This is a genomic window from Robertmurraya beringensis (genome assembly GCF_042433785.1).
GTDB classification, from domain to species: Bacteria; Bacillota; Bacilli; order Bacillales; family Cytobacillaceae; genus Robertmurraya_A; species Robertmurraya_A beringensis.
Map to the genome: position 1 here is coordinate 22,911 of NZ_JBHLUU010000028.1, position 20,681 is coordinate 43,591.

The window sequence follows — 20,681 nt, forward strand, 5'->3', positions numbered from 1 at the left end:
CTCCATTCACTAGTATTTACGATAAGCTTCATCATAGGACGCTTTATCATTAAAAGACAATGTTACTACTGTCGAAACATAAGCATACATTACATCTCCACTTAGGTTATGTGCCAAGCCTAGTGCATGTCCTAATTCGTGCATAGCTACATTTTTCTTCTTAGTAGAATCATACCCACTCATTTTATAATCGTTGAATTTTAACGTACCCCCAGAAGAGGTAACACCAGCAGTTGAACTTACCTCATAATAATCTGATATTGTTACATCTTGAAGTGTACTTGCAGTATCCGGTCGAATAACACCCGATTTGTAGTTATTCCATACTGTAGCCCCAGAACTTAAATTTGTTGAATATTTCGAACTACCACCCCAGTCAAGATGTTTTCCTGAATCAACAAGGTCCCAGGTTAATACTTTCACAACTATAACTGCTGCATCCGTGTTCTTAGGTGTATTAACTTTATAAATTATTAAAGATGAAAATAGCACTAGGATTGATACGAGTGTAATTTTTTTTAGCATATTCAATTTTATTTCTCCTTCCTACGTTTTTGTTTATTAACTTCTAATATTATTAAACTTCATTCTCCTTTCTATAGATTTAAAGTAGCGGTTCTATTTCACTACACAAACTACTAAATTCTCCAATTTATTACAAATTCCTGCCTCTTTATCCAATTTTTTCTTTATTGGAGCAAAAAGTATATTATGTTGTACTAACGAAGGGGAGAATAATGAAAATATATTCAATTTTCTTTGAGTGAAATTCTACTATTTTACACAAGGCCACAATAAAGAAGCGACTACACAAATAAATGTGTTGTCGCCTCTGACATTTATACCCTATCTAAACCTCCAAAGATTCGCACCTTCTGTAAAATAAACCACTCCACTATCATCCATGGTAATATCTGTTGCAGTAACACCTGGGTAGATAGTCTTTTTCATTGTATTCGGATTCACCAAGAACAGTTTATTTTCTACGGTTCCATAAATCATTCCATCTTTGCCTATGACAAGATTTCCATTTTTAAAGCGTCCGCTTGTGGTTGGTGTGATGTTGATGGTTTTTGTACTCTTTGTTTTAGGATCGTAAGCAAATAAGTTTCCATCAGATAGACCCCAGATGACTCCATTACTTGCTGCGACTAAACTATGAATCATTCTTGGCTTCGTCAAAGGAAGAGAGATGGATTCAATTTTCCCATTCGGACTTTTAGTATTTAGTCTAAAAAATACAGCCGTTAATGTTCCTTCACTCTTACTATTACTAAAGATGGAAGTCCCTCCATATACATAGCCATTGCTGGTAGCCAAGGAAACCACACTTTGGTTGGAAACAATATTTCTTCGGATGGTATTGCTCTTTGTTGCTGGATTGTATATTCCAAGTGCTCCACCGACTTCTCCATTTTTTGGATGAGTCCCCATAAACAAAGTATTCGTGGCTTTGTCTGCTGCCATAGCAACAATTCTATCTTGCCCATTACCAACTGCAAAAAGTAAGTTAGCAGCAGTATTGGAAGGATTAAATTCATATAAATTCGCTCCTGGGTAAACCCCAAGATACAGTTTATCGTTCAAAGTCACCATCGATTCAGCTTGTCCTACTTTCACCAGCTGGTTTGTTGCTTTTGTTAGCGGGTCATACGCACTTACTTGGCCCGATACAAATCCATTGCTTATGATTTGTCCGTTTGGACCTTTTTCCACATTATAGATAGGAATAGACTGTGCCGGAAGATTTAATTTATTCACTTGCAAGCTACTTGTCTCTGGATTATACAGTAAGAAGGTACCTGAGTTTCCAAGTAGCCCAACTACAGAAGAACCTGGATAAGCCTTATTATTCAAGTCAATGATATCGAGTGAAACTGCTTCGGTTCCTTTTAGTGTTCCAGGTATTTGAGTGGTCACGCCAGTACTTAAATCATACTTTTGAAGCGCATATCCATGTGAGTAATAAACAACGTCTTCTTCTGGACTTACCGACGATACTCCTCTTGAGCTTGCAGATATCTCTTTCTTAAATTCTAACGATTGACTGTCAAACACTAAGATTTTTTTACTAGGCTCCAATTTAGCAAACAAAAGGCCATTTTCTTCGTCCAGATCATACACGGAGGTTTCACCTTGATATTTTTTCGGAAGAATACTTTGCTTTTGATTCGTCGTCAGGTTCCAAGCGACCAATTGTGCTTTGGCACCTACCCCAGCAAATAGGGTATTCGTTTGTTCGTTATACGCAAGACTTCTTGCAAGAGTCTTTTCTTCCAACACCTGACCTAGATCTGTAAATCCTTTACCTGCTTCGTATCGAAAGACTTTCCCGTCTGTAGATGTACTCCCAAAAACCACACCTGACTTCACAGACTCAAGGTCATGAATCGATGTTCCTTTTGATGTGGCCTTTCCAATGTTATTTAAAGACTTTGTATTTGGCTTATATTGATATAAGTGGCCATCGGGGGTTCCACCAATCCACACGTTTTGGTTATCATCCACTGTCATAGCCCATGCACTGGAGGCATTCGGTAAGGTCTTTTGATCCCACACTTTGTTTTGAAGAATATCAATGACCACTAGACTAGCTGGTTGCCCCTGAAGCATGACATACATAAGTGCTGTCCCATCAGGGGCATATCCTGTTGCCCCTGAAATGGCAATGGTATTTTGAATTTGTGAACCAAGATTTTCAAAGCGGTTATACACACACTCTGCTCCTTGTAACTTCGCCTTACTTGGCGATTCATAGGTAACCTTTTCATCACGATCCACATAATATCCGCCACCTACACTTAACATACCAGGCTTAAAGGCATAAATACGATAAAACTCTCCTTTTTTAAGGGTCTTGCTATATGTACGCTTGTCTCCATCTAATTTAAATAATGGGGTATCCTTGACAACATTTAGTCTTCCAATTTGTCCTTTTTTGAGTTCAACCCCGTCCCACCAAATATTTGTTACCTCTTTATAGGCATCGCAAGCGGATGCTGCGCTTACGGGTTGATAAATGCCTAGAAGTAGTAATGTTGTTAACACTAAAATAATTCCTTTTTTCACTGTCTATTACTCCTTTTTTACTAGTATTATAGTATTATAAACGATTGTTAAAAATTAGAAAATAGTAAAATAAAAAGGAGTGTCCGTATAAAACTCCTTTAACAAAGTGGGGTAGATCTACAAATAGAAAAGGATCCCTCTATAATTGAGAGATCCTTTTTCAGGAACCTTATTTCAACTTAAACCAAAGCTCATCCTCAAAATCACGGTCCCAAATAAGTGTTGGCTCATCATTTTCATCTACAATAAAATACGTCCAACCCTCTGTTGTCCCACCTTCGTAGATATCTTGTAAATTTGGTTCTGGTGGCACAACCCCTATATACTGATCATAAACCACACCTTTTTTACTAACAGCCTCTAAGTAAGCTTGATTAGGACTCCATGCTTTGGATATTTTCCCTTCGAACTTATTTAGCTTAAACTTAAACTTTGCAAGTATAAACTTTTTACCCGCAGGTGCTTCACCGTTAAATATATTTGCATTTCTTATCATTTCTGCTGTCTTGTTCTTATCAGTAATAGCCTCCGTTAGTGTAATATAAAAATCCATATAACCGTATAGAGGGTCAGTAAATTTCACTCTCCATGTGTCCCCGATTTTTGTTGGGTTGGTCTTTGATCCATATGGATTGCTAATACATTGAACAGCTTGAAGCTTCGCCTTACTAGGTGTTTGGTATGTAACTTTAGAATCACGATCTACATAGTAGCCACCACCTACACTAAGCATTCCCGGTTTAAAGGCATATATTCGGTAAAACTCTCCTGCTTTCAATGTTCTCGAGAAAACTTTTTTCTCACCATCTAGCTTAAATAATGGAGTATCTTTCTCCACATTTAAACGACCAATTTGACCTGGTTTTAATTCCATTCCATCCCACCAAATCTTCTTCACACCTTCGTATTGCTTACAGAAAGTGGAGTCATACTCGGCGGCTTTGGTTGGTGGACTGTATATACCAGTAGCGACGAGCAATATTACTATGATACTTATAACCTTTTTCATTCTTTCCACTCCTTTCAAAATATAATACTATTATAATTGGAATAATTTACACATAAAAGTAAATATTTACAGTTAATGCTTTTGTACTATCTAATGCCATCTTCCCCAGTATGATGAATATTTTACCAACTTTTTAATAGTATAAATTTACTAGATTTTCTATTTTTTAATGATACTATCAATTTGTCAAAATATTAGGAGGTACATATGAACAAGAAGATTATTGGATCACTACTTTCATTCGTTTTACTTCTTCTATTAGTTATTCCACAAAATGCTTCTGCAGCTGTATGGTGGGATGGAGTAGAGCTTAAGAAGGGGCAAATTGGAAGATTAACCGTGCTTAAGCAAACAGACCTATACAAATGGGATGGGAATAATAAAACATTTGCTCGTAAATTAAATGCAGGAGAGACTTACCGTATCTATACGTTCCTTCCTGGAAAATTGGGTCTTGGTGGAGGGTATTATATTGACAGAGATACTCGAGTCAAATACCAAACACCATCTAAAGAAAAACTGCAAGCACTCGGAGTTAAAGTCACCAATAACAAATACCAAGGATTACTTGATTATCCTCAAGTGACTGGGCTAGTGAGTAAAACGGCTCAGGATAAGATCAATGAAGCATTTAAAAAGCATATCCGATCTTCCTTTAACTCTTATACTCAACTAGAAGCAGATGAGCAGGAATTCCGTCAGGACCATCTAGATGAATACGGTTATCCAGTTCCGGAAGATGAAGAATGGATGTATAGTTTTGATTACGAGGTCTATTATGAAATCAAGTACAACGAGAACAATCAATTAAGCGTTCTGATTTACGATTATATGTATATGGGCGGCGCTCATGGAATGTCAATTGTTACTTCTTATAACTTTGATGTGCTAACAGGACAGCGTCTGTACCTCGGAAACGTAGCCAAGACTTCTACGGCTCTTAGTAAAATTAAGAAGTATTCCATAACAGATTTAACCAATCGCGCAAATCGTGGAGAATCAATCTTCACTGAATATCTAAATGAGATTGAAATAAATAATGATCGACCTTTCTATTTTACATCCAATGGAATCGCTATTAAATTCGGAGAATACGAGGTTGCTCCTTATTCTGAAGGTATGCCTGAAGTAAAAATTCCTTATAAAGTGTTTAGATAATAATCAAGTGCCAGATCCAAAATCATTGGATCTGGCACTTATTGTTTACTCTATGAAAAAAGCATTTGGCTATAATGGTCATAGGTTTTACTTTAAAAGTATATGACATACATTAAAAGCTAGATTAAAAATAAATAAATAATCTTATCCTAGATTATTTGCTAGTGTATCATCCGGGTTGGTTTGTATATATCCGCCCCCATCCTGGATATCTAAGTCAACATCTGTATTACCATCTCCATCTCGCCAGTAACCCTCAACAAAGGTTCCGTCCTGTTTTGAATAACTATTCACATAATGTGGGCTGACAAAATGGGTTTCAACACTTATTGGATTTTCATTTTGCTTTGTTGAGAAGAATGGATTCTCTGCTATGTCTAGTTGCTTAAAATTATTATTATTTAATTCTTGAAATGGATCACTTTTCTCCCAATCTTGTGGTCTCAATATATTTTGAAACATGGTAATGCACCTCCAAATTTAAGTTTTTTATATTTTCATTACCAACTGAAACGTAGTTATGAATAACCTCTATTAACTCATCCTTCAATTTATTAACGGAATCATCAATAGGCAGTTGTTTAAACGTGTAAAGGGTACTAATATTGTGAAGTAATTTTTCTTTGACAACGGGAAGTTCTAAAACCTCACTGTATCTTGATGAAAGCTGCGAATAACATTCATATACAGCTTCATTCACTTCAGATATATAATACGGAAACCAAGTTACAAAAAAATGATCAAACCTATCTAGCATTTTTTGAACATAAAAATCCAACCTGTTTGTTTCGTTTATTTTTCTAATTTCCTCTTGTTCTTGATGATCATTTTTTGAAAAATAGCTGTTTGCTCCTGTTAATGCAGCACCGATAAGGAGCGGGGGAAAAAAGGCTCCCACTACCCCCAACGCCCCTGCTATGCCATAACCTCTCATGGTACGTTTTTCAATTAAAGAATCAAAATCATGCTTTTCAATTAAGATATATGTTACCGCTGAAATAGAGCTTTCTATTTCAGCAATAGTTCTAGACATTTGCCCGCTTATTGACATTAATGCATCCTGCAATCTCTTAAATTCTTTTAACCTGCTTAATCGCAGCATTGATAAAGTACTTAGTTCTTCTTGTTCAAGAAGCTTAGGAAGATAAACAATGACAGCATCTAACCTTTTTTTCTGAGATTGAAGACCATGATAAAGGAAATTAACAAGTTTTTCGTTTCTAATATCTCTATCATCTTCCTCATACTGAATCTGTTTTATCCCCTCTTTTAAAGCAATCAACTGAGCGAATACCTGAAATAAAATAAAATCATTATTCAACCTCGAATAGCTTAAAAACATTTGCTCGGTTTTTACGGAAGGTAACAAAAGACTCTTATTAACCTTATATACATGATAGACAATGCCACTATATGTGCTTTGATCCATGTCAACCAGTATCTTTTCACCAGATAAAAGACAAACCTCCGCCATACAAAACTTAGAAGTTTCATCAACATTTATCATTTTTATATGTTTTACCGAGGAATAGAGATATTCTTTCTCAGGTTCATAATCCAAGCGAGAATGAAAAAACAACGATCTTTCCCCAATACGTAAATGATACGGCATTTCATTTTCTAACAAGATATTCATGGTATCTCCCATTTTAAGCCCATCTTCCACCTTATTTGAGACTTCATTAGGAAATACAAGCATAGCAATCTGGTTGCTATATAAAATCAATTTGTTTTTATCTATGACAATAGAATAATCATGAAGGTCAATTACTTCTTGAATCTGAAATCCTTCTTGTTTGTTAAAAAGGAGTAACTTTCCCTTACTGATCACAACAAAATTTGTGGATTTATATTTTTTCCCTTTGATACTTCCATTTACCTGGATACACTCAAGAAAGTATGTTGATTCACCCATAGATTTAAAATATTTAACAGAATAATCTGCCTGTAATTTGATAATGAGCATATTCTCTTGGTTACCAATTGCTATTATCCTATCTCTTTTATAGATTAAGATACTGTTTTTCTCGAAACTGTTGAGCAACTTTTTTTGTTTTTCATTATAAATATTAAAATGAGTGTGTGTAATGATTACGGATATTTCTTTTTCTTGTTCATAGATATTTCCTACATGAATTGTTTCTATGTCTTGAAATACATCATAGAGCTTCTCGGAATTTTTATAATGAAGGAGTATATCCTTCATTCGGTCTTTGATTGGATAGAACAAATAAAACTCACTGAAAACATCACCATTATGATGGAATATCCCCTGAATTTTTAAAATTAACTTATCTATGATTTCAATCGTTCGTATCCTACTATATGGAATCGTTGTGTTCGTTCCTGTTCCATTGGTGAGAGTAATTCCCTCCACATTAATATCAATTGTAGCCTGAAAGTAAGCTGACGAAAGACCATTCGGTTGCATTAAACTACTAATAAGAGTAATAATGTTACCTGATGTTGCATTTATTCTGTTAGTAGTGGAGTTATGTTCATTTTCAAACTTAATTAAAGCTGTCTTTCCTTCTACAAACTCAAAACTACTCGATGGAACAGAGTTTGAAAACTTTATAAATTCATCTACTTCTAGCAGGAATTCAAATCTTAGACGCTGAGAATTGTTGGCATTTTTTATTCGCATTTGATTTTCTACGATATTAATATTAACTTTGTTTTTATTAATATCGTACTCAATTACTTCTTCGCTTCCGAACATTCCACCCTTATCATGAGCAAATATTCTACCCATGGACGTAACATATAGGCTATGTGGTCCTAACGTTGATATTCCGCTATAATGAAAAACACTTCCTTGTTTTAAAATTACCTTTTCATTCGTCATTAGCTTTTGTTTTACTTTTGCATTTATCATTTTAATTCTCCTTGCCAATTCAGTTAACTTAGTTTTTCGGAGTGTTACAAGAGTATAAATAGATATACAAAAGACATTATTATCCACTTAATGTACGAACTTTTGGTGACTGGCCTTTTCTATCTTAATTATTACTCAAGTTCACAATCTTACTACTAATCCACCCAACAGACCCATCTGCAGTCCTTACCTGAAACCAAATTCGTCCTTCACTATCAGCTTGTTCCTGATTCAGATACTCTAATCTATCCCCTTGCTTTAGCACTGTAAGAATACTGGATGATAGACTCGGTGTTTGACGAAGGTTCGCTTGACCTTCAATTACTACTGCGAATCGTGTGGCAGCCACATTGGTATTCGCTTGGTCAACCGCTTCATCATTCTGGAACAAACCTATTTCAGTGACCTTTTCGACTAATTGATCTTTATTCATATAGCCTGTTACCGTTAGGGCCAGGGTCAATAACACCATAACTGCTTTCATCTTATATACAACAAATGGTCTGACGATTGGTCTAATGGTTTTTAATAAAACCGAGGCAATTTGCGCTTGTATTAAAATCTTATAGAACGCATCTTTCCCATATAATGCTCTATACTGGATTTTCATTTTTCTCAAATGCCAGAATCCTGGTATAAATCCTTCTAATAATTCAGAAAGCGGATTATCAAATTTTAGAACCTCCTCAGCGTATAATGCTATCGTTGCAAAAATGACTGAGCTCTCTATTATTTTTAAGTTCGCTTCCCCTGGATACAGTCGACCTTCTTCTTCACGTTTGCCGATCTTCAGCAAGTAATCAAACACAACTGGCAGGTACTGCTTATCTACATGATGTTTTATGCATAAGTACATATACTTCATAAGAAGGTTGGTAGGTGTGACTCCGCCAATACGTTCCACATCTATGTCATGCACCATCAATGGCAACTGCCTGTATATCTCCGTTATAAATTCGAGCCCTTCCCTTTCGTTACTGTCCGCAATCTTTATGGCTTTTTGAGACAGTGCAGCAAATTTATATAGATGGGCTATGTACAAAACACTTTGATCTTCAGAAACTACAGTTCGACTCATAATTGGATGTTCATTCACATAATGGTAAAAACGATTGGAGACATCTATTGACTGATCTATAGAACGATTCTTCAGCAGCTGATCGAGTCCTTTAGTGGTCTCTTTTACCCACTCCCTCACACGTTCAGCTTCCCTCTCAGTTACACTTAACATATATGTATTTGTTTCTAAATTTACACTTTCAATCTGCAACTGAAATGGTTTCAACTGCTCATTCACCCGTAGAAAAGTGCCTCCGTATAGTGTCATTAATATATGTTTATATCGCTCTTCAAGGTCTTGTAAAAAAGACCTTAGCTGATCTGTGTAGTCGTCCCAGCTTTGAAACACTGTTTGTAGGGAATCCGATATTTTTGATTCATCGTTAGCCCCCATAATCTTCCCTGCAGCTGTCCCCAGGAACGGAACACCTACGAGTATACTAAGAGCCGTAAAGCCCCCTTTTACAAAGCCCTTCGTTTTCTTGGATTCCATGATTTCTTGGAGCAATAGGACATGCTTGGCATTTTGTTCCGTAAAGGATTCGAGCTTTGCTGTGACCTCTTTCACCTCAGAAAGAAGACCATATTTTAGGTAGCCAAATACCTGTCTATCAAACTGATATCTTTGAAATAATTCTCCATGCTCACCTTTAGATAGGTCAGTTAAAACCCTACGGAATTCTGTTTCCATTTCTTCAAATTCAACAATCGATTTGAGTTCATCTACAACTTCTCTAGGCTTCGTTAACTCAAAAAACCGCTTGATTTTTTGATTTCGCTCCTCTTTACTATCTTTGTCTGAATAAGATTCATAGAGTTCATTCAACCGATTATACCTTTTTGAAACAAGATTCCAAATGCGATTAAATTTTTCATCGGTTCGAATCTGCACTAGTGCTTCAATTTCTTCCGCGACTCCAATTGGTAAAGTTCGATACAGTTTGGTTTTTATTTCTTCAATTTGCTGTGTTGGGTTTTGAAAGTTCCTCATGGCATAGGACATGTTCTCTACAACCAATCAAAGAGATCTAAGTAATCAAGTGCATCAGCTGCATCCATGGTGGCAGCAACATCGGAGCTGTCTAATAAAGTACTAAGCGCATCCACTTTATCAAATGGTTCAAACACATTAAGTGAAGAGATATCAGGTAGAGGTGGCTGAATCGAGGTAGTAAACTCAGGATTTCCCATAATCCCTACGGAAGAACTCAAGAGAAGTTCCCCACCACCAGAATATAGGTCTACCCCTCCACTAATATTATTTTTTGTAAATCCTATTACCCCTTCCAAGCTAGTGAAAGTTTCTCCTTCGAAAATATTAGCATGTCCATTAATGACTTCACCGCCGCCTAGATCTATTTTCGTTCCATTACTTACATTTTCAGTTATGTGCGCAATAGTCTCACCATTCCCATCCATAACTATTTCTCCCCCAGCTGCGTCTGGTCTTGTTGAAGCAATGACCGTACCGTTTCCAGTAGCATAATCATGTCCGCCAAAAAAATTAGGTTTTTCATGTATTTTCTCTAAACCATTGCCAATTATCAAATCGTTTTTGTACATAACACCAATAAGCGCTTCCATAAAAACAACTCCTTTATAATAAAAATGACTATCCAAATATAAGGACAGTCAGCTACCGTTTCTATTCAGTGGTAACCCGACTATCCTAGCCCGTTGGACCTTAGATTCGCGGCTTTGCGTCCCTCTCTTTCGATGAGGTTTGCCTTTATCAATTTATTATAATTATTTACCATTTAATAGTAAGTAAATTTTTAAAAAATGTAAATAGTTTTCGATACTTTTCACCCAGGACTATAGTCTAATAACTAAAAAAATGTTGCCTCTCAATCTCACTGTTTTCAACATTTGCACCCTTTTTCAAAAGAATTATCTTTATTTTCCTCCACAAATCATACATTTCAATAGGCATTTTGCTAATCAACTCAAGATTTTGAAGTTAGAACGACGAGCTTTCCATCCTTTATTGTGGTGTTACCCGGGAATACAATTGGTAGCGCGCTTCCTGAAAGGGAAAGCTTGTGGAAAACTTTAATGAAATTGCAAAACAATATGAGCCTATGATTCACAAAATCATTCTGACACTAGGAATCTATAAAAACAGAGAAGAATTCTTTCAAACAGGATTAATTGCTCTTTGGCAGGCTTCGGAACGATATGATCAAGAACGAGGGGCCTTCCCCTCCTTTGCGTATTCCTATATAAAAGGTTATCTCCAAACGGAGATGACGAAAAGAAATAAGTATGAAGAACATTACGTAAGTGTGGATGACGATAGTTGGGAATTAATCCCTGACCTATCTTGTCAGCTACCGTTGCAATGGGAGAATCTAAATTATGAGGAGTTAACAAATAAAGAAAAGAAATGGCTGATGTATACCGTTATCTACGGCTTAACCATTAAAGAGATTGCTACAATTGAAAAGGTTTCCCAATCAGCCGTGAAGCTTTGGCGGTCCGAAGCGAGAAAGAGACTTAGGAACAGGTAACAGGTAGCTGGTCCATCTTCTCCCCTAAAGCTTTGAGATCCAGTATCCAACTACCTTCTACATCCCCACAAGCGGGACAAGCACTTGTCCTGCTTGTGACTATCATCACCATGGCAACAAGTTGGACACTCACCGAAACCAAGTAACAGCTCCCAAACCCTTCTACCGTATGGGTTAACGAACTTGTTCCCTTGATTCACAAATCTGCCTTGGAAGAAATCCTTACAATAAGTATATAAACCTAGTTCTTTTTACTTATAATGATAACCAAAGGGGTACTCATTAAGTGATAAAAGGAGGGTAAAATCGTAAGGGGGGCGTTGTGATCTGTTTTATTATTTGGAGCCGAGGAGCTGAAGTAACTTGTTGTTATTAGAATGCTATATTATTAATCAAAAAACTTTGTACATGCAGGGATTTTATGATCGAAACGGAAAGCGATGTACCCTTGTAAGAGAACTCGATAAGACTTTCACCGTTGATAGATCACCCCTTCATATCCTAGAAGATAGTATTAAATGTATTGGCTATGACCTTAAAGGCGCGATGGCTTCTGCTAAATGGATTCTAGGAGAGATCCATATGCCACCTGTCATGATCAACCCGATTCAAAGTATTTGCGTATTCTCTGACAAGTCAGCCAAGAATGAAGATACCATTTGGTTTAATCCTGTACATATCGTTCGTACCATTAGTTACAAGAAAAAAACATACATAGAATTTTCAAACGGAATCACGCTCATTCTCCATTGCTCAGTTTCTTCCTTCAATACAAAGCTTCAGAATGCCATGCAACTCAGGAATTTAACAACAGAAATGGGCAAAAACCCGATCTCTATGATTTTGGATCCGAGTAAAAGAAAACCTACGAGGAAAAACAAAAAATAAATTCAATCAAACGTTTGATTGAATTTAAAACTAATTATCCTAAAGGTCAATCATCCTTGTTTGGTTGGCCTTTCGTTGTGTTTAACCTCGTTTAAAAGCCCTTCTTTCTGCATATTCCTTACATGATGGACAACAATAGATTGTCTTCTTAGAATCCAGATATTTTGTATATTGCTTCGTCTTTCGTTTACAGAAGTAACATTTCTTTGAAAAAAACATACTTCTCTCTCTCCTTACTTAGGTGGTGATCATTTCCTGAAATGAGTCAAAGGATCTGTCCCCTTGTCCCTCTTCTCTTCATATCGTACATATTTTCGTCCGCAACTTTAATCATTTCTTCTAGATCTGAGTTGGATACTTCAGTTGTATAGGCAGTTCCTATACTAGCAGATACTTGTATCATATGAAGGTTAATGTTCATCGGATCCTCTAAAACAGATTGAATTTGTGCAGATAGGCCATCTAACTCATTTTTGTCCCTATTAGATAATAAAATCACAAACTCATCTCCATCCAACCGACAGAGGATATCCGAATTCTGCAGCTCCCTGCTTACCCTGGATACAACCTTCTCCAGTAATTGATCACCTACATCGTGACCATACGTATCATTGATATACTTAAAATCATTCATGTCAAAGAATAATAGGCCGATGGAATCCACCTTCCTGTTTTTTCGTTCAGCAAAATCTTTCTTAAGCAATATCCGATTTGCTGCCCCCGTCAAAGGATCATGATACGCAAGTTCTTGAAGCTTTTCGTTAGTCTCTCTTACATCTTGCCATAGCCGAAGAGTCATATGAATAAACGTCAATAGAAAGGCTGTAACAAATACACCAAATAAGACTAGATATACAAAATCCCCCCTAACGACATTCGGGAAAATTTGCTGGTGCAAGTAAAAGAAAGAATAGTAGTTTAAAATCATCGAAACAGTAAAAGCTAGTAACACCACACGATAGTTTTGATAGATCGCACTCAAAGGCAGTCCCAACCACATGAATAAGTAATTGACCAGATACGGAGAATCAGTTAAAAGGAAAGAAAAATAGACATAAGTGCAACTTACCATGGCATACATAGTCGCTCTTGGATTTACTTTCCTAAGAATCATCGTTAACAAAAGAAGACCCACAATGATAAATAAAAAAATCGGTGGAAACACACTTGCTAATCCTTCTATGAAGACATTAATCATTACTTGTATCAAGTAAAAACAACCCATTAAGATGAATAAATGTACATTGCGCCGATGGATTAATTCGTTACCAATCATAGATAGTCATTCCTGTTCTTGGGTGGTAGTAGGGTTAGATACCTTCTAGTTTCCAACCCCATTTCTCTGTAAAATTATAACATACGTGAGTCTATGGGCACACGTTTGATCCGAACCCCAATCACGATAAGGAATTGTTTGTTGTCATAGGGACAGTGTGCCACCTCTCCCCTCTGTACACGCCTCACCAATCTTCCCCCTGCCGTTATGTCGAATATAAACTCTCTGAGAATATCTCTGTTGGCAGGAAACGATTTAATTAATTTCTTAGACGTTGGTACAGAATTTTGGTTCTCCTCATACAACTACTTCTTTTACGGTTATTAAAGATTCCTTTTGCCAGCTTTTCAGATCTCCACCAAGATATCAGCTGCACTTTCCCATTCAGGTTCGTCATACCAATTCCATCAGAGTCCCAAAACTCGCCGTGAGGACGTATGGATAAAAATACGCAAAATATAGATTAAAATATCCGAATTTCTACTATATAATAGGCGGTTATTTTCACTCCTCTTCTCTTCAAAATCCTCGGTTCATTTTTACTTAAAATTTCACCAAATAAAACGCAAAAAATGGCCCACCTCCTTGTTTGGAGATGAGCCTGATTGGTCGTTTTTCTTCTATATAAATTAGGTTTTAATTATTGAGATATGGCATTTGCTCTTTGATCTTATCCTCTGCTAATTTCTTTGCTTCTTCAATATCTTTGAACCTTCCGTAATATGTACCTTTTACATTCACAATCCAATCCTGATTGGTTTCATCCCAAGAGACTCCTCTGATGCCACTTTTACTTCCTTTTCTTGCTCCTTGCCTATTTTGCTGATTTTCACTTTTAGTGGCGTTCACTAGGTTCCCTTTTCTATTATCCAGCGTATTGTGATTTCGATGGTCTGTAACCATCCCCTCAGGAGTGTTCATTATAAACCTGTGTAGATAAATGCGTCCCTCTGAAGTATTGGCCACTGCATAAGGATCCCCATTCCCTTTGAAATAGAACCATGTATATCCATTTGCTTTTACCCGTTCCAGGTCTTCTCTATCAATCAATGTCCTAGCTTTTTCTTTGCCATGCTTATCCCTTAGAATAATCGCAACCACATTATCTTCTACCTTTTCATAGTCATTAATCATTTCTTTACTGTAGACCTTCAAGTTTGATTTACAATTATTCAAAGTGTCTTTATCCGCATGCCTAATTGGTTCCTTGTTATCCACTCCCATGATAAAGGAATGTAACGTGATTTTCTTCCGGTGCTTCTTACCATCAACATAATAATAACTAACATTATGAACTAGATAATTTTCGAAGTCAGTATGCCACTCCGCAAACCAAGTTCCTTTGTCTAATACTCTTTGGAGATCCTCTGCATCAATTTGTGTAGTTAATGTAGAGCCATCACGTCTTTTTAACATTAGATAAGCTTTATCACCGTTAACCTCATATTCGTTTCCTTTTTTGATTTGAATCTCTTGATATCCAACAGTTAAATTGCTCTTCCTATGATCTAACTGGTCACCATTTATAAATCTTGCTGGAGAACTATCAGTCACATCTAAAATAAAGCGGCTCAACGGAATATTTTTCTTAACTTTATTTTCACGATATGTACCCTTGATTTGCCATCTATCTCCTCGTACCTTCGTTGCTCCCCATGTATTAGGAAAGCTTTTTACCTTTTCTAAATCCTCTGTATCAATGATAACTTCTAGTATTTCTCCATCCGGTCTATTAATAAAAACAATCGTTTGATCACCTTGTATTTCATAATTGTTTTTCATAATAATCACCACCCGTTATATTTTACCATTTTAATTTAAGTACAAGAAATATAGTCTATTAAACTATTAGAATAAAGCAAAAATGGCCCACCCCCAAAATGGAGATGAGCTTAGTAAATCGTATTCTTCTATAAAAATGCTACTTAAAGTTCCTCGTCCTTCTTCATTCGATAATGGTTTTGTTCCAAGTGATAATCGTCCCGCTTTGCTTTGAACTTTTCCATTCTTCCTGCTTCCAGTAGAGGGTTGATAACCACATCCATTAAATGAGGTTTTGAAATAAACATCCTTTCATTTATAAATGCCAACATTTCCTTCATTACACGTGGTTCTTCACAATACTTCAGCAACTCTGCAATCTCCGGCCTATTTCGTAAAGCTTCATGTCGCTTTCTGGACTTTTCCTTTCTCTCTACTGCCATTTGCTCAAGGAATGAATCATACCTTTCATCAGTCGTCCACGCGAACCCGAAGTTAAAATGATAAATGATTTTTCCGCTTTTATACACGGTTGCCTTCTCTATAAATTCTTTATACAGATCTTCAGAAAATGTTGTTGGTTGTTCGATCATGTGTAGTTTCAAGTTTTTCATAAATTGCTTTAAATTCTTTCTGTACTGTATGGCATTTTCTCTTCGATTGCTATAAACCTTTAGCTGGTTATACATTCCACACAACTCTTCAGTAATGCGGTCGACCTTCCTGGAATCCTGCCCCTGCTCTTTTAGGCCTTCACTCACCGCATCATATAAGACTTGGTTTAATTCATGCAGTTCATTTTGTATTTTTTTCTCTGCATCTAGGTCTTCATCAGTTAGTTCAACTTGTGAAATGGCATCGAGGGCATCTTGATAGAACGTGGGGGATGTACTTATTGCTTCTAACAAATGAATAAAATGCTGTTCAATATATCTTTGACGAAAATACCTTGTATCACATGGATCATTCACATATTGATGGGGTCGATTAAAATGACGGCATGTCCAATAGTGATTATGATAGTAACTTTCGGAATTCTTGACTTGAGTTCTCGAATGAACTAATGCCTGTCCACATTCCCCGCAATACATTTTATTGGTTAATGTCTCAATTTTATGTTCACCTACATCTTCATGCGGTGCACTTTTTTCCATGGCTACTCTCGCCCGTTCATTTAAAATCTCTTGTACTTCTTCCCATTCCTTCGGGTTAATAATCGCTTCGTGGTGTTCTTCGATATAATATTGAGGCGCTTCCCCCTGATTTAGAATAGGCCGCTTATCTGCAGTATTCACGGTTACATATTGTTGGAAAAGATAATCGCCACGGTATTTTTCGCTTCTCAAAATTCTATCAACAGTGGTTTTATTCCAATTATCCTTCCCTGTCGGTGATTTAATATCTTCTTTGCTCAAATCCTGCGAAATCTGGTAAACTGTTTTTCCTTCTCGAACATCTTTGTAAATACGTCGAATCACTTGAGCCTCTTCTTCAACGATATGCCATTGAAAATGTTTATCTGCCTTGTAGCCATAATTCGTTTGCTTTCGATGAATCACACCTCTTTTAGCTTGGGTTCTTATCCCCCATGAAATGCTGCCACCCAAATTAACACTCTCTTCTTGTGCAATGCCTCCGAAAATGGATAGGATGAGATCGGACTGAGGGTCGTTTGTCCATAGGTTCTCTTTTTCAAAATATACCCCATGATACTAGTTAGATAAGAAAACTAAATATAGAGTTATATCTAACCAAAAACACTATATATTGTATCTAATTCACCTTTTTTATCTTCATATAATGATGTTTTTGTAAGAATAGATAGTATGCGTGTTAGATGTATTTATAAATGAAGGCGAACAAAAAAGCCCACCACCGCTTTAAGGTAATGAGCTAAATAAGCGAGTTTCTTCTATATAATTTAAAACAATGGTGCTTTTTTAATCTGAATTAAGAGAATTAAGATAAGTTATAAGTCTAAATTCATCCCGGTTTTTCCAGTCACAAATATACCCCTCAGTTTCATTAAAAGATAACGAATTATTGAAATTAGTAGTCAAACGAACGATAGTTTCAAAGTGAGAGCCATAAAAGCTTATATACCCTAATAGCTGATTCCCACTTCTAATGATAACCAGCTTATGTGCTTCATCAGGAAATGGAATTGCATTCAATATTCCCTTATTATTAACTTGTTCTAATAGTGTGGCAAAATGATTTTCACCGCCATTTACAATCCAATGACGTATCGGATCAAAGCAACTATCTAATACAAAGTTTTGTCCTTTTTCATATGCAAGGTAGTTAAAAATAATTTTACTACAAGTTCTGAAATAACTATCCGGATCAAATTGTAAACTTTGATGAACTGTAGCTTGAAACGTACCATATCCTGGTTCACTTTTTTGTTCTGGTGTTTGGTCAACCATTTTATGAACAAATTCCATTAGCTTTTTTGCAAGTTCAACATTGCTTAATCCTAAATGCCACTTTCCTTCATGATAACCAAGTACAAATTCATCATTATAAAACGACTCATCTTCATGAAGAATATATTTATCTTCAAACTTCTTTAATTGATTAATAAAGTTAATGAACTGCTCAGAAGGTTCTCCAAACGAACGGTCCGAAGTGAAATTATACTTCCCATTTATATTTACTATTATCTGTGGAATGTTGTATGGTTTCCCTAGACTTAGATATCCAAAACTTAATGACGTTTGACCTTCCCTACCACTCATAAGTGAAACATTTGATTTAGTTGCTTTTTTTGGTGATAGTTTCCCTCTTTTACCAGGGCCAACAAATTGTCTAGGAAGTGCTATTAAAGAATTGCGCATAAAATTTAACTCTAATGCAGAAAAAGCATTATTACATTGATCACTTACATATCCTTCTGGGAGTTTTTGAATACCTCCCAGTCCTGCCGGAAAAATATGTTCCTGTGAATTAAACGTATAATTTGGTTCTCCGCCCTTTAAGTAAATACAATACATCACAGCAACTTCTCCCTTTGAAAATAGTACAGATTACTATTTAAATAATTGATTTATTTCATCATTGAACATTTCGGCCTTCACTTCATACTCCTTCACTGATAGTCCTTGCGGAAAATATACAGCAAAATACCTATCATAACCATCTCTATATTCTAGTCCAGTTGACTCCAGAATCCTTACCCATGTTATACCTCTACTTTTTACATATTCTCTTCCAGTCTGAAATATTGGGATTTCCAAAGCAGTTTTAGGTATATGCTCTATTGGAAACCCACGTGATGATCCCATATTACGCCCTTTGAATTTAAATTTAATAAAAGCACCGCCTATTATTGTCTTGGCTAGTAAACTGGGAATCTTTGATAATTTTAGCGAAACTTGTCCAGGTTCCGCACTCATTCTTCTAATTTCCTCGATATCTAAGTCTGTTAGCGCCAATTCGCCTTGATTCTTACTATGCTCCCTATAAAAATTCATTACATTTACGCTAGCGATTAAATATTCATCATCTAGAGAATTCAGTTGTCTGTTGCATAACTTATTATGTAATCCAAGCATTTGCTTATGTACTATTTTAATTGCATAATCAACGTCTAAATCGCTATATGAAATATTTTTTAACTCTTTTTTAAATTTGGACTGCATGCCAGTATGATCATTAATGAATTTTTCTTTTTCTAGCACTATCCTAACACCATTAGTAAGTGATTTACTGACTATGGATACTGGAGAACCATTATGCTGCGAATAATTCCTAAGATTATATAGAAACCTGTATTCAAAGTATTCATCATAAATGGCAGATAATGACTCTTTAAAAAACTGAACAAAACTTTCACTTTTATTCCTCTTAAGGTAGGTCTCCCACCGATCAATAAAACTTTTATAAGCACTTAAATAGTTATTTATACATCTTACTAATTTTTTAGAAGACACATTTTTATCATCCAGCTGTTCTAAATATTCTTTATAGGTATCATTAATTTCTTCTACAAAATTTACTTCTTTCAATAGAGAATTAAGCTTGTCGGAATCTCTTAATATTTCTTCTTTTTGTTTTTCTGTTAATTGATTAAGGATTTCCAAATTTCTATTTTTTATTTCTATGACCCAACTCATTTTGATAACCTCCGTTCCTATAGGCTAATTTTTGCTTCAATATTAACTATTTCTGCAGCAGGATTAGTAAAACAGAGCTCATTAATACACAACTATAAAACTAGTAAATTTGGTATTATAATGCTGTTATTTAGGTGGACCATTTTTTTCGTGTTCTATTATGATACCAATACAATCATAAATAATCTCTCGTAAATCAGATGAAATTTTTTCTGAGAATTCATCAATTGAATATAACCAAGATCCTTTTTCTGCTATTAGTTCCTGGATTCGGCTAACATTATCTTTACCATTACTTAATTTTGGTTCCATTGGTACGCAAATTGAAATGTTTGCATCCACTTCTCCTGGATTTTTATCTGCGTATATATTGGCTCCACCAGCAATTCTATGAATCCACTCATACCGATAGTTTTTAAGATCATAAATAAATTCCCCATGTTTTTCGTAAAAATAGCTAAATGGGTAATGCTTTATTTGAATAGCTTCTTGAAACTTCTGATAATGAAAGCTTTTTGGAATGTCCTTTTTTAAGGACAAATAATCAGCTAGCCAGAGTGCAACTAAATCAAGAACCGCCTGTGAGTAAAATATCATGCTTGTAGAATGATACCTAGCAGGGACAACATCATTTGATCCAATTTGAAGCCCTTTAGGCAATTTACTTATCTCCATTTTTGCATACTCTACAATAGATACATATTCGAAAATATTTCTCCAATTAGACCAGGGTTCAATATTATTAATTGAATCCTCAGTTTCCTCATAAGAAAGTTTTTCTAAGTGTTTCAAATCCTCATTCAACAAATAAATGCCTTCTAATTGAGGCGGTAAGATCACCATTATAAAAACACCTCTTTTTTGATAATTTTACCACATTATGAATCTGACTTACTCGCTAATAAAACGATGCCCTATAAAGCTATTATCGAAATTAATGACTTCTATCAAATAA

Annotated in this window: 16 protein-coding genes and 1 riboswitch; of the genes, 3 read left to right on the forward strand and 13 right to left on the reverse strand. The window is 35.7% G+C overall.

Annotation, left to right across the window (positions count from 1 at the left end; genetic code table 11):
- Positions 1-9: 9 nt before the first annotated feature.
- The 3 genes from ACFFHF_RS09920 to ACFFHF_RS09930 form a co-directional block, all read right to left on the reverse strand.
- Positions 10-525 carry a matrixin family metalloprotease gene (locus tag ACFFHF_RS09920; RefSeq protein ID WP_377058047.1) on the reverse strand — a complete coding sequence of 172 codons (516 nt, stop codon included), beginning with the start codon at positions 523-525 and terminating at the stop codon, positions 10-12.
- 321 nt (positions 526-846) lie between these two features.
- Entirely contained in the window at positions 847-3,069 is a 2,223-nt protein-coding gene (locus ACFFHF_RS09925) for a hypothetical protein (RefSeq protein ID WP_377057983.1), read from the reverse strand.
- 169 nt (positions 3,070-3,238) lie between these two features.
- Complete coding sequence (locus ACFFHF_RS09930) at positions 3,239-4,078, reverse strand: hypothetical protein (RefSeq protein WP_377057984.1); 840 nt, start codon at positions 4,076-4,078, stop codon at positions 3,239-3,241.
- 207 nt (positions 4,079-4,285) lie between these two features.
- Between ACFFHF_RS09930 and ACFFHF_RS09935 the strand changes: the two genes are divergently transcribed.
- Entirely contained in the window at positions 4,286-5,236 is a 951-nt protein-coding gene (locus tag ACFFHF_RS09935; protein WP_377057985.1) for a DUF3298 and DUF4163 domain-containing protein, read from the forward strand.
- Between the two features lie 144 nt (positions 5,237-5,380).
- On the opposite strand, the gene ACFFHF_RS09940 is transcribed toward ACFFHF_RS09935, so the two are convergent.
- The 4 genes from ACFFHF_RS09940 to ACFFHF_RS09955 all read right to left on the reverse strand — a co-directional run bounded on the left by ACFFHF_RS09940 (position 5,381) and on the right by ACFFHF_RS09955 (position 10,757).
- Positions 5,381-5,698: a hypothetical protein gene (locus tag ACFFHF_RS09940; RefSeq protein WP_377057986.1), complete on the reverse strand. Its 318-nt coding sequence runs from the start codon at positions 5,696-5,698 to the stop codon at positions 5,381-5,383.
- A complete protein-coding gene (locus ACFFHF_RS09945; protein WP_377057988.1) occupies positions 5,655-8,114 on the reverse strand; it encodes a hypothetical protein in 2,460 nt (819 codons plus the stop codon). The genes ACFFHF_RS09940 and ACFFHF_RS09945 overlap by 44 nt, the downstream gene beginning before the upstream one ends.
- A 124-nt stretch (positions 8,115-8,238) precedes the next feature.
- Entirely contained in the window at positions 8,239-10,176 is a 1,938-nt protein-coding gene (locus ACFFHF_RS09950; protein ID WP_377057990.1) for an SH3 domain-containing protein, read from the reverse strand.
- Between the two features lie 5 nt (positions 10,177-10,181).
- Complete coding sequence (locus ACFFHF_RS09955) at positions 10,182-10,757, reverse strand: hypothetical protein (protein WP_377057992.1); 576 nt, start codon at positions 10,755-10,757, stop codon at positions 10,182-10,184.
- A gap of 67 nt (positions 10,758-10,824) precedes the next feature.
- A riboswitch (cyclic di-GMP riboswitch) is annotated at positions 10,825-10,911 on the reverse strand.
- Between the two features lie 304 nt (positions 10,912-11,215).
- Here ACFFHF_RS09955 and ACFFHF_RS09960 point away from each other — a divergent pair.
- Both ACFFHF_RS09960 and ACFFHF_RS09965 read left to right on the forward strand, forming a co-directional pair.
- Positions 11,216-11,683 (forward strand): sigma-70 family RNA polymerase sigma factor, encoded by a 468-nt coding sequence (locus ACFFHF_RS09960; RefSeq protein ID WP_377057993.1) that lies wholly within the window; start codon positions 11,216-11,218, stop codon positions 11,681-11,683.
- Positions 11,684-12,046: 363 nt separating this feature from the next.
- A complete protein-coding gene (locus ACFFHF_RS09965; RefSeq protein WP_377057994.1) occupies positions 12,047-12,571 on the forward strand; it encodes a competence protein ComK in 525 nt (174 codons plus the stop codon).
- Positions 12,572-12,836: 265 nt separating this feature from the next.
- Here the strand turns inward: ACFFHF_RS09965 and ACFFHF_RS09970 are convergent, their stop codons facing one another.
- The 6 genes from ACFFHF_RS09970 to ACFFHF_RS09995 form a co-directional block, all read right to left on the reverse strand.
- Positions 12,837-13,847, reverse strand: a complete 1,011-nt coding sequence (locus tag ACFFHF_RS09970; RefSeq protein WP_377057995.1) for a GGDEF domain-containing protein — start codon at positions 13,845-13,847, stop codon at positions 12,837-12,839.
- A gap of 636 nt (positions 13,848-14,483) precedes the next feature.
- On the reverse strand, positions 14,484-15,629 hold the full coding sequence (locus tag ACFFHF_RS09975) for an HNH endonuclease (protein ID WP_377057996.1): 1,146 nt from the start codon (positions 15,627-15,629) through the stop codon (positions 14,484-14,486).
- Positions 15,630-15,772: 143 nt separating this feature from the next.
- Positions 15,773-17,215 carry a recombinase family protein gene (locus tag ACFFHF_RS09980; RefSeq protein WP_377057997.1) on the reverse strand — a complete coding sequence of 481 codons (1,443 nt, stop codon included), beginning with the start codon at positions 17,213-17,215 and terminating at the stop codon, positions 15,773-15,775.
- Between the two features lie 333 nt (positions 17,216-17,548).
- Positions 17,549-18,604: a hypothetical protein gene (locus ACFFHF_RS09985; RefSeq protein WP_377058049.1), complete on the reverse strand. Its 1,056-nt coding sequence runs from the start codon at positions 18,602-18,604 to the stop codon at positions 17,549-17,551.
- Between the two features lie 36 nt (positions 18,605-18,640).
- Positions 18,641-19,726, reverse strand: coding sequence for a hypothetical protein (locus tag ACFFHF_RS09990; protein ID WP_377057998.1), 1,086 nt, complete (start codon positions 19,724-19,726; stop codon positions 18,641-18,643).
- A 126-nt stretch (positions 19,727-19,852) separates the two neighbouring features.
- Entirely contained in the window at positions 19,853-20,533 is a 681-nt protein-coding gene (locus ACFFHF_RS09995) for a hypothetical protein (RefSeq protein ID WP_377057999.1), read from the reverse strand.
- Positions 20,534-20,681: the final 148 nt, after the last annotated feature.

What these genes read in the sequence shown, in the direction of transcription:
- ACFFHF_RS09920 (WP_377058047.1), bottom strand. Translation starts at nt 525, where the DNA reads ATGCTAAAAAAAATTACACTCGTATCAATCCTAGTGCTATTTTCATCT.
- ACFFHF_RS09930 (WP_377057984.1), bottom strand. Translation starts at nt 4,078, where the DNA reads ATGAAAAAGGTTATAAGTATCATAGTAATATTGCTCGTCGCTACTGGT.
- ACFFHF_RS09935 (WP_377057985.1), top strand. Translation starts at nt 4,286, where the DNA reads ATGAACAAGAAGATTATTGGATCACTACTTTCATTCGTTTTACTTCTT.
- ACFFHF_RS09940 (WP_377057986.1), bottom strand. Translation starts at nt 5,698, where the DNA reads ATGTTTCAAAATATATTGAGACCACAAGATTGGGAGAAAAGTGATCCA.
- ACFFHF_RS09945 (WP_377057988.1), bottom strand. Translation starts at nt 8,114, where the DNA reads ATGATAAATGCAAAAGTAAAACAAAAGCTAATGACGAATGAAAAGGTA.
- ACFFHF_RS09950 (WP_377057990.1), bottom strand. Translation starts at nt 10,176, where the DNA reads ATGTCCTATGCCATGAGGAACTTTCAAAACCCAACACAGCAAATTGAA.
- ACFFHF_RS09955 (WP_377057992.1), bottom strand. Translation starts at nt 10,757, where the DNA reads ATGGAAGCGCTTATTGGTGTTATGTACAAAAACGATTTGATAATTGGC.
- ACFFHF_RS09970 (WP_377057995.1), bottom strand. Translation starts at nt 13,847, where the DNA reads ATGATTGGTAACGAATTAATCCATCGGCGCAATGTACATTTATTCATC.
- ACFFHF_RS09975 (WP_377057996.1), bottom strand. Translation starts at nt 15,629, where the DNA reads ATGAAAAACAATTATGAAATACAAGGTGATCAAACGATTGTTTTTATT.
- ACFFHF_RS09985 (WP_377058049.1), bottom strand. Translation starts at nt 18,604, where the DNA reads ATGTATTGTATTTACTTAAAGGGCGGAGAACCAAATTATACGTTTAAT.
- ACFFHF_RS09990 (WP_377057998.1), bottom strand. Translation starts at nt 19,726, where the DNA reads ATGAGTTGGGTCATAGAAATAAAAAATAGAAATTTGGAAATCCTTAAT.